The organism is Pseudomonas sp. S1(2024), from assembly GCF_046557535.1.
In genome coordinates this window covers 22503-33967 of the sequence record NZ_JBKGFP010000062.1, presented here as the reverse complement: position 1 = coordinate 33967, position 11465 = coordinate 22503, and the positions used below count along the sequence as shown (strand labels likewise).

The 11465-nt window shown below is 65.4% G+C and carries 11 protein-coding genes; 7 read left to right on the top strand and 4 right to left on the bottom strand.

Features of this window, described 5'->3' with window-relative positions; genetic code table 11:
• Positions 1-209 precede the first annotated feature (209 nt).
• Entirely contained in the window at positions 210-2636 is a 2427-nt protein-coding gene (locus tag ACLCGK_RS17320; RefSeq protein ID WP_410952534.1) for a TonB-dependent receptor, read from the top strand.
• 114 nt (positions 2637-2750) lie between these two features.
• Here ACLCGK_RS17320 and ACLCGK_RS17315 read toward each other — a convergent pair whose 3' ends face one another.
• A complete protein-coding gene (locus ACLCGK_RS17315; RefSeq protein WP_410952533.1) occupies positions 2751-3641 on the bottom strand; it encodes a LysR family transcriptional regulator in 891 nt (296 codons plus the stop codon).
• A gap of 102 nt (positions 3642-3743) precedes the next feature.
• Here ACLCGK_RS17315 and ACLCGK_RS17310 point away from each other — a divergent pair, with 102 nt between their 5' ends.
• The 6 genes from ACLCGK_RS17310 to ACLCGK_RS17285 all read left to right on the top strand — a co-directional run bounded on the left by ACLCGK_RS17310 (position 3744) and on the right by ACLCGK_RS17285 (position 9381).
• Positions 3744-4823: an extracellular solute-binding protein gene (locus ACLCGK_RS17310; RefSeq protein WP_410952532.1), complete on the top strand. Its 1080-nt coding sequence runs from the start codon at positions 3744-3746 to the stop codon at positions 4821-4823.
• A 25-nt stretch (positions 4824-4848) separates the two neighbouring features.
• The gene (speB, locus tag ACLCGK_RS17305) at positions 4849-5814 is read left to right on the top strand and encodes an agmatinase (protein WP_013971812.1); all 966 of its coding nucleotides are present in this window, start codon (positions 4849-4851) and stop codon (positions 5812-5814) included.
• 185 nt (positions 5815-5999) lie between these two features.
• Positions 6000-6317: a hypothetical protein gene (locus tag ACLCGK_RS17300; RefSeq protein WP_025338362.1), complete on the top strand. Its 318-nt coding sequence runs from the start codon at positions 6000-6002 to the stop codon at positions 6315-6317.
• 23 nt (positions 6318-6340) lie between these two features.
• Positions 6341-7489: a PQQ-dependent sugar dehydrogenase gene (locus tag ACLCGK_RS17295; RefSeq protein WP_410952531.1), complete on the top strand. Its 1149-nt coding sequence runs from the start codon at positions 6341-6343 to the stop codon at positions 7487-7489.
• 189 nt (positions 7490-7678) lie between these two features.
• The gene (zapE, locus tag ACLCGK_RS17290; RefSeq protein ID WP_410952530.1) at positions 7679-8785 is read left to right on the top strand and encodes a cell division protein ZapE; all 1107 of its coding nucleotides are present in this window, start codon (positions 7679-7681) and stop codon (positions 8783-8785) included.
• Between the two features lie 14 nt (positions 8786-8799).
• Complete coding sequence (locus ACLCGK_RS17285; RefSeq protein WP_410952529.1) at positions 8800-9381, top strand: DinB family protein; 582 nt, start codon at positions 8800-8802, stop codon at positions 9379-9381.
• 130 nt (positions 9382-9511) lie between these two features.
• Here ACLCGK_RS17285 and ACLCGK_RS17280 read toward each other — a convergent pair whose 3' ends face one another.
• The 3 genes from ACLCGK_RS17280 to ACLCGK_RS17270 form a co-directional block, all read right to left on the bottom strand.
• Complete coding sequence (locus tag ACLCGK_RS17280) at positions 9512-10510, bottom strand: alpha/beta fold hydrolase (protein WP_410952528.1); 999 nt, start codon at positions 10508-10510, stop codon at positions 9512-9514.
• Between the two features lie 75 nt (positions 10511-10585).
• The gene (locus ACLCGK_RS17275; RefSeq protein ID WP_039614164.1) at positions 10586-11023 is read right to left on the bottom strand and encodes a YqaA family protein; all 438 of its coding nucleotides are present in this window, start codon (positions 11021-11023) and stop codon (positions 10586-10588) included.
• On the bottom strand, positions 11023-11451 hold the full coding sequence (locus ACLCGK_RS17270; RefSeq protein ID WP_015269641.1) for a DUF411 domain-containing protein: 429 nt from the start codon (positions 11449-11451) through the stop codon (positions 11023-11025). Before ACLCGK_RS17270 ends, ACLCGK_RS17275 begins: the two co-directional genes overlap by 1 nt.
• Between the last annotated feature and the right edge of the window lie 14 nt (positions 11452-11465).

Sequence of the window (11465 nt, the reverse complement as noted above, 5' to 3'; positions counted from 1 at the left end):
TTGTCTTCGGCTTTGTCGGGACGGAGTTTTTTCTTTACGGAGGGTTGTTGTTTTGGGGGGAGCAGCTTTGTGCTGCGAAGAGGCCGGCACAGAAATAAAAATATTTTCCATTTGGCACTGCAAGTTCCTGCAAGCCAGATCGTCGTAGTGGGACTGATCAGCAACCAATTCTCATTTACGACTTGTCAGGAAGCTCATTCGTGCCTCTGATGCTCAAGCCCTTGCACCGCCGCCGCGGTCCGCTTCACCATGCCCTGATGTCCTGCAGTGCCCTGGCCATGCTGGTCGGCCCGCTGCAGGTGTTTGCCTCGACCGCCACCGAACAGGCCCAGACTCAGGCCCGCCAGGTCCAGCTCGACCTGCCGGCCCAGCCGCTGGACCACGCCCTGACGACGTTCGCCGACCAGGCCGGCCTGCACCTGCTGTACACCACCGGCGACGTCGCCGGCCAGGCCAGCCCGGCCTTGCAGGGCAGCTACAGCATCGAGCAGGCGCTGCAGCAGTTACTGGCCGGCAGCGGCATGAGTTGGCACTTCAGCGATGCCCGCACGGTGACCCTGCGCAAGGCCGACGCTGCGCCGCAGGCGGTCAATCTCAAGCCGATCGAGGTCAGCGTGGCCTCGCGCACCAGCACCGCGATCAGTGAAATCCCCGGCACCGTGTGGGTGGTCGACCAGCAGCAGTTGCGCGAGCAGATCGACAGCGGCGTCAGCCTGAAGGAAGCCATCGGCAAGCTGGTGCCAGGCCTCGACCTGGCGCCGGAAGGCCGTACCAACTACGGCCAGAACATGCGCGGGCGCAATGTGCTGGTGATGATCGACGGGGTCAGCCAGAACAGCTCGCGCGGCCTGTCACGCCAGTTCGACAGCATTTCGCCGTTCAACGTCGAGCGCGTCGAAGTGCTGTCTGGCGCCAGTGCCATCTACGGTGGTGGCGCCACCGGCGGCATCATCAACATCGTGACCAAGAAGGGCGAACCCGGCCCGGCGCGTTTCGAGACCCAGCTCGGTGCCAGCAGCGGCTTCAACAACAGCGACGACCTGGCCACCCGCTTCGCCCAGTCGATCAGTGGCGGCAACGAACGGTTCAACGCCCGCCTGGGGGTTTCCGGAGAGCAGAACGAAGCCTTCTACGACGGCGCCGGCGACCAGATCTTCATCGACAACACCCAGACCGACCTGCAATACAACCGCACCATCGACGTGCTCGGCACCTTGGGGATGCAACTGAACGACCAGCAGAGCCTCGACCTGCTGGCCCAGTACTATGATTCGGGCAACCACGGCAGCACCGGCATTTACTTCCCTAACCTGAACTACAACGCCCCATCCGACCTGGAAGACGCCGAGCTGCGCAGTGGCTACTCGTCGGACCTGGAGCCGCGCACCCGGCGCCTGCTGCTGAACGCCAACTACCACCACACCGACGTGCTGGGGCAGGACTTCTACCTGCAGGCCTCGTACCGCAAGGAAGACGACAACTTCTACCCGTTCCCGTACTACAACCGCGCCACGCCCACCGGCTCGCGCGGGGTGTACTTCGCCGCCTCGCAGCAAAACTTCGAAGTCACCAGCCTCAAGGGCCTGTTCGCCAAGCAGTGGGACGCGCTGAAGCTGACCTACGGCGTGGACCTGGACCGCGAGCGCTTCAACGCCGAGCAGACCACCTTCAACGCCCAGACGTCGTCCGAGTCGGGTGGCCTGGAGCTGGAAAAGGAAAGCAAGGCCGCACGCTACCCCAGCTACCGGGTCGATGGCGTGTCGGTGTACGCGCAGCTGGACTGGCATGCCACCGATAACCTGACCCTGTCCGGCGGCGCCCGGCGCCAGCAGATGGATGTGGACGTCAGCGACTTCAAGGGTGTGCCGGGTGGCAGCAACGATTACCAGGTCAACCTGTTCAACGTCGGTGCCATCTACGACTTCAAGAATGGCCACCAGGTATGGACCAACTACGGCGAAGGCTTCGACCTGCCCGACCCGGCCAAGTACTACGGCAAGCCCGGGCTGAGCGTGGCCGACAACCCGCTGGCCGGCATCAAGAGCCGCCAGGTGGAACTGGGCTGGCGCTATGCCGACCTGGACTGGGATGCCCAGGCAGCGCTGTACTACATCTGGTCGGACAAGATCATCAACGTCGATTCGCAGACGCTGACCATCAATGTGGAAGACCAGAAAAGCCGTGACTTCGGTTTTGAGGGCGCTCTGACCCGACACTTCCAGACCGGCTGGGAAGCCGGTGGCACCCTGCACCTGACCCGCTCCGAGGAGGAGGATGTCGATGGCGGCTGGATCAAGCGCGATGCCCGCTATGCCTCGCTGTCCAAGGCTACCGCGTTCGTCGGCTGGAAGGGCGATGGCCGCAGTGCGCGGCTACAGGCCAACCATGCCTTCAGCCTGAAGGACGATGCCGACCACGAGATCGACGGCTACACCACCTTCGACCTGCTGGGCAGCCAGGATACCGGCTTCGGCACCTTCAGCGCCGGCATCCAGAACCTGCTGGACAAGCAATACAGCACGGTCTGGGGGCAGCGTGCGACGCTGTTCTACTCGCCGACCTACGGGCCGGCTTACCTGTATGACTACCAGGGGCGCGGGCGTACCTACACGCTGACCTGGAGCATGGCTTACTGATTGATGTTGTCTGACCTGGCCTCTTCGCGGGCTTGCCCGCTCCCACAGGTACGGCGCCGCCCTCAGGCATTGTGAGGCCCCTGTGGGAGCGGGCAAGCCCGCGAAGAGGCCAGGTCAGGCAAACGCCGCCAGCAAATCCTGCGCAAACGCCTGCTGTGCCTCGCCAACCGCTTGCGCCCGGTGCCTGGCCAGGGTAAACGGCACCACAAAGTCCAACCCCGGGTCCAGCGCCCACAACAGCCCCTCAGCCTCCCAAGCTTGCGCACAATGGCATGGTAGATAGCCAATATGCCGCCCCGACAGAATGAACGTCAGCACGCTCTCGATCTGCTCCGCCACCGCCATGCTGCGCTGGCTCTGGAACGGCTCACCGCCCTTGAGAAACCGGTACGGATGGCGCACCTGGTCCATCGCCAGCAACCGCTCCCGCCCAACACCAGCCTCACCGAACAGCACATGGCCCTTGCCGCAATACAGCCGTTGCCGCTCCTGGAACAGCGGCTGGTAGTCGAAGGCTGCCTGGTTGCCGGAAAAGTAGCTGATGGCGTAATCCAGCCGCTGTTCCAGCAACAAGCGCTCCAGCTCTGCCGGTGGCGCACTGATCAGCTCCAGCTGCACCGCCTCCTCGCGCCTGCGAAACGCCGCAATGGCCGCCGCCAGCTTCAGGCTCACCGCCTTGTCCTGGTTCTCCGCCATGCCTATGCGCACGGTCCCCAGCAGCCGCCCGGCAACGCCATTGGCCTGCTGGCGAAACTGTTCGATGTTCAGCAATAGCCCACGGGCGGCGTCCAGCAACAACGCGCCCTTTTCCGTCAGGTGAAAGCCACCTTTGCCGCGGCTGCACAGGCGGTAGCCCAGCCGCGCTTCCAGCTGCGCCATGCGCTGGCTGATGGTGGGCTGGCTCAGGCCAAGCACGCCTTGCGCGGCGCTGAAGCCACCGGCCTCGACTACAGTGACGAACAGCCGCAGCAGATGCAGGTCGGGGTCGTGCACCTGTCCGAGCATTACATTGCTCCTGATGAATGTCAGCTTTGCAAACTTGCCATTCCTGCAATGTAACCCGGCTGGCATGCTCGCGGCATCCACCCATTTGCCGAGGTGTTCGCCATGCGTCGATCGTTGTGCCTGCTGTCCCTGGTCCTGGCCTTGCCGCTGCAGGCCGAAGAAAAGGTCGTCAACCTCTACAGCTGGGCCGACTATGTCGCCCCGCAAACCCTCCAGCGCTTCGAGCGGGAAACCGGCTACAAGGTGCGCTATGACACCTTCGACACCACCGAAGTGCTGGAAACCAAGCTGCTGACCGGTGGTAGCGGCTACGACGTGGTGGTGCCGTCGTCAACCGTACTGGCCCGGGCGCTCAAGGCAAATGCCCTGCAGCCGTTCGATCCCCAGGCCATGCCCGGCTATGCCAACCTCGACAAGGACCTGCTGGCCAAGCTCGCCGAGGCCGACCCCGGCAACCGCCATGCCGTGCCCTACACCTGGGGCACCCTGGGCCTGGGGGTGAATGTGGAAGCGGTACGCCAGCGCCTGGGGGATGTACCGCTGGACAGCCTCGACCTGCTGTTCAAGCCCGAGTACGCCAGCCGGTTGAAGGACTGCGGCATCGCCATGCCCGACTCGCCCCAGGAGGTGATCGGCGTGGCCCTGAACTACCTGGGCAAGGACCCTTACAGCCAGGCCAAGGACGACCTGGCCGCCGCGCAGAACCTGCTGAGCCAGCTGCAGCCGTCGATCAGCTACGTCGCCAATGGTCGGCAGATCAGCGACCTGGCCAATGGCAGCGTGTGCCTGGCGCTGACCTACAACGGCGATGCGGCGATGGCCGCCGACCAGGCGCGTCGCGCAGGCAAACCGTTCGAGCTGATCTACCGCATCCCCCGCGAAGGCACGCTGTTGTGGCAGGACAACCTGGTCATTCCCAAGGACGCTCCGCACCCCGAGGCCGCGCGGGCGTTCATCGCCTTCATGCTCAAGCCCGAGTCGGTCGCCGCGCTGACTAACACGCTGTTCTTCGCCAACGCCAACCAGGCGGCCACGCCGCTGGTGGACGAAGCAGTGCGCAACGACCCGGACATCTACCCGTCGGCCGCGGTGCGCCAGCGCCTGTATGCCGACCGCAGCATGGCCCTGGCCGACCTGCGCCAGCGCAACCGCCTGTGGACCGCATTCCGCAGCCGCCAGTAACCGATAACGACAAAGGAACTCGACCGTGGAGCAAGCCGCAAACAACGACCAGGCCATGACCCGCGACAGCCTGTATGGCACCGCTGCGGAAAGTACCTACGCCGGTATTACCAGTTTCTCTCGCCGCCGCTACAGCCGCGACCTGCGTGGTGTCGATGTGGTGGTCAGTGGTGTGCCGTTCGATACTGCCACCAGCAACCGCCCCGGTGCGCGCTTCGGCCCGCGGGCGATCCGCGCCGCCTCGGTGCAGCAGGCCTGGGCCCGGCACTGGCCGTGGGCGTTCGACCCGTTCGACCACCTGGCGGTGATCGACTATGGCGATTGCGCCTTCGACAGCGGCACCCCGCAGTCGGTACCGGACAGCATCGAGGCCCATGCCACGCATATTCTGGAAGCAGGCTGCGCCATGCTCACCCTGGGTGGCGACCACTTCATCAGCTACCCGCTGCTCAAGGCCCATGCCCGCCGCCATGGCCCGCTGGCGCTGATCCACTTCGATGCGCACAGCGACACCTGGCCGGACGAGGAAGGCAAGCGCATCGACCACGGCACCATGTTCTGGCATGCCGCCCGCGAAGGCCTGGTGGACCCGGCCAGCTCGGTGCAGATCGGCCTGCGCACCACCAATGACGACAGCCAGGGCTTTGCCATCCTCGACGCCCGCCAGGTGCACCGGCAGGGCACCGAGGCGGTGATTGCGGCGATTCGCCAGCGGGTGGGCGAGCGGCCGGTTTACCTGACCTTCGATATCGACTGCCTCGACCCGGCCTATGCGCCCGGTACCGGCACACCGGTGTGCGGCGGGCTGAGCACGGTGCAGGCGCTGGAGATCCTTGGCGGGCTGCGCGGCATCAACCTGGTGGGCATGGACCTGGTGGAGGTGGCGCCCGCCTATGACCATGCCGACATCACCGCGCTGGCCGGGGCGACCCTGGCGATGGAAATGCTGTGCCTGTATGCGGCGCGGCACAAGGTGGACAAGGGCCAGTAATTCGGCGTCCGTAGGGGGGTTGTGGGAGCGGCCTTGTGTCGCGAAAGGGCTGCGCAGCAGCCCCCAAGGCCCATACTGAAACATCAGGAATCATCTCCACCCGCATTCACACTTTTGCCGCGAACCCTTCGCGCCTTAGGCTATCAAACCCACCAGGCGCGGCATTTTCGTACAGGAGGTGAAGCATGACCCCGACCTTGCCCATCCTGGCCCTCGGCCTGGTGCTGTGCCTGCCCGCGCAAGCGGCCCCCGAGCCGCCCTTGCAACTCGCCGCCGGCAACAACAACCCCTACAACAGCCCGATCCAGCGCGCCAACCCCAACAGCCGACAGGGCAGCATGCCGGCCACGCCTCCCGTGCGCGGCCCGTCCACCGACCCGTACCAGCGCACGCCCACCCTGGACAACCGCGGCATCGGCAATGGCGACAACCTGCGCCGCCAGCAGCAAACCCCGAACCTGGAGCCCACCCGACCACCCCGCGGCAACCCGCGCGCGCCATGAGCGCCCTACGAAAGGAATCCTGCATGCTTCGAGCACCCTGGCTTGTCACCCTGACCGCCGCCGCACTCCTGCCCCTGCTGGCGCAAGCGGCGGCCGAACAGCAGCTTCGCAGTGAAGAAGGCACCTTGACCGTCAGCACAGTGGCCGACGGCCTGCGCAACCCTTGGGCCCTGGCGTTCCTGCCGGGCGGCAAGGACATGCTGGTCACCGAGCGCGCCGGCAACTTGCGGGTGGTCAATGCCGAAGGCAAGGTCGGCCCGCCGATCAGCGGTGTGCCCAAGGTCTGGGCCGAGGGCCAGGGCGGCTTGCTGGATGTGGTGCTGTCGCCGGAGTTCGCCAAGGACCGCACCGTCTACCTGTCCTACGCCGAAGAGGGCAGTGACGGCAAGGCCGGTACGGCGGTCGGCCGTGGCCAGTTGTCCCAGGACCGCGCCCGGCTGGAAAACTTCAACGTCATCTTCCGCCAGCAGCCCAAACTGTCGGAGGGCAACCACTTTGGCTCGCGTCTGGTGTTCGATCGCGACGGCTACCTGTTCATCGCCCTCGGTGAAAACAACCAGCGCCCGACTGCCCAGGACCTGGACAAACTGCAAGGCAAGATCGTGCGTATATTGCCGAACGGCGAAGTGCCCAGGGACAACCCCTTTGTCGGCAAGGACAATGTGCGGCCGGAGATCTGGTCGTTCGGCCACCGCAATCAGCAAGGCGCCGCACTCAACCCCTGGACCGGCAAGCTGTGGACCCACGAGCATGGCCCGCGCGGCGGCGACGAGATCAACATTCCCGAACCCGGCAAGAACTATGGCTGGCCGATTGCGACCCACGGCATCAACTACTCGCTGTTGCCGATCCCCGAGGCCAAGGGCAAGCATGTACAGGGTATGGTCGACCCGCACCATGTATGGGAGAAGTCGCCGGGGATCAGCGGCATGGCGTTCTACGACAGCCCTAGGTTCAAGGCCTGGGACCACAACCTGTTCATTGGCGCGCTGGCTACCCAGGAGCTGATCCGCCTGCAACTGGATGGCGACAAGGTGGTGCATGAAGAGCGTTTGCTGGGTGAGCTGAAGGCGCGTATCCGCGATGTACGGGTGGGGCCGGATGGCTACCTGTATGTGCTGACCGATGACAAGGACGGCGCGCTGCTCAAGGTAGGCCTGGGCGACGCTTGATCACCACTGTTGTACGCGGCCCCTGTGGGAGCGGGCGTGCCCGCGAAGCAGGCGCCGCGGTGGATGGCACGGGCTTCGCCCGTGTTCGCGGGCACGCCCGCTCCCACAGGGATCGCGGCAGCCTTTTGAATTTGGGTAAGACCGTTGTTCCTACAAGGTCCGCGGTGTGTCAGCCGTGTAGAATGCCGCATGGCTATCGATCCCCATTCCCTCTACCAGCAGGCCCTGACCACCCAGGGCTATGTCGCCGACCCCGCCCAGGCCCGCGCCGTCGAGGCCTTGCAGGCCTGTTTCCAGGCCGTCGAACAGGGCCGCCCCACCCAGGGTATCTACCTCTGGGGCCCGGTCGGCCGCGGCAAGACCTGGCTGATGGACCAGTTCCACCGCTGCCTGCGGGTACCCAGCCGGCGCCAGCACTTCCACCACTTCATGGCCTGGGTCCACCAGCGCCTGTTCCAGCTCAACGGCACCGCCGACCCGCTGCTGGCGCTGGCCGGGGAGCTGGCCGGGCAGATTCGCGTGCTGTGCTTCGACGAGCTGTTCGTCAACGACATCGGTGACGCGATCATCCTCGGCCGCCTGTTCCAGGTACTGTTCGACCAAGGCGTGGTGATCGTCGCTACCTCCAACCAGCCGCCCGAGCAGCTCTACCGCGATGGCTTCAACCGCGAGCGGTTCCTGCCGGCCATCGCCGCCATCCAGCGGCACATGCAGGTACTGCCGGTGGCCGGCGAGCAGGACCACCGCCTGCACCCCGGCGCCGAGCACCAGCGTTACTGGGTGGCGCAAGCGGGGCAGGCCAGCCAGCTGGGCGAGGTTTTCCGCCAGCTCAGCCCCGGCGACGCAGGCCACGATCAGCCCTTGGCGATCGGCCCCCGGCAGGTGCAGGTGGTGCGGCGCAGCGCGCAGGCCATCTGGTGCCGCTTCACCGACCTGTGCGAACAGCCGCTGGCGGCCATGGAGTTCATGGCCCTGTGCGACCGGTTCCCGGCCATCCTGGTGTCGGGCATTCCGGCGCTGGGGGGTGAACAGCGGGCCGGGCGCATTGCCCGGGGTACCGAGGATGCTGCGGCGCGGGTGGCAGCGGGCGACCGTGAGCTGCCGGCGCTGTCGCCCAAGGACGACGCGGTGCGCCGCTTCATAGCCCTGGTCGACGAATGCTACGACCGCCGGGTGGCGTTGTACCTGGAGGCACAGGTGCCGCTGGATGCCCTCTACACTCAAGGGTATCTGGCGTTCCCGTACCAACGGACCCTGAGCCGGCTACGGGAGATGCAACTGCAACGCTTCGCCTGAAAAGGAGCCGAACCATGGAGCCGCTGTCGCATCATCTGCTGACCCAGGCCTACAACAATGGCTGGGCCAACCACCGTCTGTACAAGGCCTGCCTGCAACTGACCCAGGACGAATTCGTCGCCCCCCGCTGCAGTTTTTTCCCGTCGATCAAGGCCACCCTCAACCACCTGCTGACGGTGGACTGGTTCTACCTGCACATGCTCGAGTGCGAGCAGCGTGGCGAGCAGCCCGACGCCGACGGCGAGCGCTTCTTCGACCCCGAACAGCCGTTTGCCACCTGCACCGACCTGCACGCCGAACAGGCCCAGGCCGATCACCGGCTGATCGCCTATTGCCGGGGCCTGCGCGATGGTGAGCTGGCGCGCTATGTGAGCATCGTGCGCCCCGAGCGGGTACAGCGCGAGCAACGGCTGCGGTTGTTGGCGCACCTGTTCGAGCACCAGATACATCATCGTGGGCAGGTGCATGCGATGCTCAGTGATACGGCAGTGAGGCCGCCGCAGCTGGATGAGTTTTTCTGCGAGGAAGAGGTGGGGTTGCGGGCGGCGGATTTTGCCGAGCTGGGCTGGACCGAGGAGCAGGTCTGGAAAGTGTAGGGGGCTGCTTTGCAGCCCTTCGCGGGCTCGCCCGCTCCCACAGGGATTGCACAGGTTTTGGCAGCTGTGCTCTACCCGTGGGAGCGGGCGAGCCCGCGAAGGGCCGCAAAGCGGCCCCTCGACTATTGGCTCACTTGCCCAGCCACTCGACCAGCGTACGGTTGAACCGCACCGGCTCCTCGATCTGCGGCGCATGCCCCATGCCTTCAAAGGTAATCAGCTCACCCTTGGGGATCAGCTTGGCCACCTGCGGCCCCAGCACTGCATACTTGCCCAGCTTCGCTTTCACCTCCGGCGGCGCGATATCACTGCCGATGGCCGTGGTGTCCTGGTCACCGATCAGCAGCAGGGTGGGCATCTGCAGGTCCTTGAACTCGTGGTACACCGGCTGGGTGAAGATCATGTCGTAGATCAGCGCCGAGTTCCACGCCACTGCTTCATGCCCCGGCCCCTTGTTCAGGCCCACCAGCATCTGCACCCAGCGCTCGTACTCCGGCTTCCAGCGCCCGGCGTAGTAGGTCTTGCGCTCATACTCGCGCACGCCGTTGGCATCCAGCTTGAGCTCGCGCGCATACCACTGGTCCACCGTGCGGTAGGGCACGCCCAGGGCTTTCCAGTCTTCCAGCCCGATGGGGTTGACCATCGCCAGGCGCTCCACCTGCTGCGGGTACATCAACGCATAGCGGGTGGCGAGCATGCCGCCGGTGGAGTGGCCGAGCACGATGCTTTGCTTCACCCCCAGCTGTTCGAGCAGGGCATGGGTATTGCTCGCCAGTTGCTGGAAGCTGTACTGGTAGTAGGCTGGCTTGCTGGAGCTGCAGAAGCCGACCTGGTCGGGGGCGATGACCCGGTAGCCAGCCTTGCTCAGGGCATCGATGGTGGTTTCCCAGGTGGCGGCGCAGAAGTTCTTGCCATGCATCAGCACCACGCTGTGACCGTTGGCCTGGCCCTGGGCGGGCACGTCCATGTAGCCCATCTGCAGGGCCTGACCCTGGGACTTGAAGTCGAAATGCTTGAGCGGATGCGGGTAGCTGAAGCCTTCCAACTGAGGACCGTAGGTGGGCGATTCGGCGGCGATGGCCGAACTGCCAGCGAGGCAGGCCAGGGCCAGGGCAGTTGCGCGCAGCATGGGGGCACTCCGTGTAGGGCCATGTAGGAAGGGGCGACTGTAGCAGCCAGTGGACCACGCGGAACGTGAAAGGTGTTACCAGGCGTGAAACCAGCCCAGGGTAATCATCGCCAGCACCCCATAGCGGCCGGCCTTGGCCAGGGTCACCAGCAGCAGGAAGCGCCAGAACGGCTCACGCATGATGCCGGCGATCAGCGTCAGCGGGTCGCCGATCACCGGCATCCAGCTGAGCAGCAGCGACCATTGCCCCCAGCGCTGGTAGCGCTGTTGCGCGCGTTCCAGTTGAGCAGGGTTGAACGGGAACCAGCGTTTGTCACGCAGGTGCTCGATGGCCCGGCCCAGCACCCAGTTGACCACCGAGCCCAGCACATTGCCCAGGGTCGCCACCAGCAGCAGGGTGGCCCAGGCCTCGGGCTGGCGCAGCAAAAGGCCGACCAGCACGGCCTCCGATTGCAGCGGTAGCAGGGTGGCGGCGCCGAAGGCGCTGAGGAACAGCGCCCACAGGCTGAGCATCAGTAGTTGGCGACCACGGTGTCCTTGCCGTCCTGGGTCACGCCGATGACCTGGTAGGCATCCTTGTGGTCACCCATTTCCATGCCGGGCGAGCCCATGGGCATGCCCGGCACGGCCAGGCCCTTGAGGTCGTTGCGCTTGGCCAACAGGCGCACCTGCTCGGCCGGCACATGGCCTTCGACGAACTTGCCATCGATCACCCCGGTATGGCACGACGCCAGGCGTGGCGCCACGCCCAGGCGTTGCTTCACCTCGCTCATGTTCGGCTCGACATGGTCGTTGACGGTGAAGCCGTTGTCGCGCAGGTGGCTGATCCAGGCCTTGCAGCAGCCACAGTTGGGGTCGCGGTAGACGTCGATGGTCTCGGCAGCCTGGGCCAGGCCGGTGATGGCCAGCAGGCCCAGGGGCAGCAGGTGTTTACGCAGCATCATGAAACACTCCT

Coding starts and splice junctions, on each gene's coding strand:
- ACLCGK_RS17320 (WP_410952534.1), top strand. CDS start 210: ATGCTCAAGCCCTTGCACCGCCGCCGCGGTCCGCTTCACCATGCCCTG.
- ACLCGK_RS17315 (WP_410952533.1), bottom strand. CDS start 3,641: ATGCTCGGACAGGTGCACGACCCCGACCTGCATCTGCTGCGGCTGTTC.
- ACLCGK_RS17310 (WP_410952532.1), top strand. CDS start 3,744: ATGCGTCGATCGTTGTGCCTGCTGTCCCTGGTCCTGGCCTTGCCGCTG.
- ACLCGK_RS17300 (WP_025338362.1), top strand. CDS start 6,000: ATGACCCCGACCTTGCCCATCCTGGCCCTCGGCCTGGTGCTGTGCCTG.
- ACLCGK_RS17295 (WP_410952531.1), top strand. CDS start 6,341: ATGCTTCGAGCACCCTGGCTTGTCACCCTGACCGCCGCCGCACTCCTG.
- zapE (WP_410952530.1), top strand. CDS start 7,679: ATGGCTATCGATCCCCATTCCCTCTACCAGCAGGCCCTGACCACCCAG.
- ACLCGK_RS17285 (WP_410952529.1), top strand. CDS start 8,800: ATGGAGCCGCTGTCGCATCATCTGCTGACCCAGGCCTACAACAATGGC.
- ACLCGK_RS17280 (WP_410952528.1), bottom strand. CDS start 10,510: ATGCTGCGCGCAACTGCCCTGGCCCTGGCCTGCCTCGCTGGCAGTTCG.
- ACLCGK_RS17275 (WP_039614164.1), bottom strand. CDS start 11,023: ATGCTCAGCCTGTGGGCGCTGTTCCTCAGCGCCTTCGGCGCCGCCACC.
- ACLCGK_RS17270 (WP_015269641.1), bottom strand. CDS start 11,451: ATGCTGCGTAAACACCTGCTGCCCCTGGGCCTGCTGGCCATCACCGGC.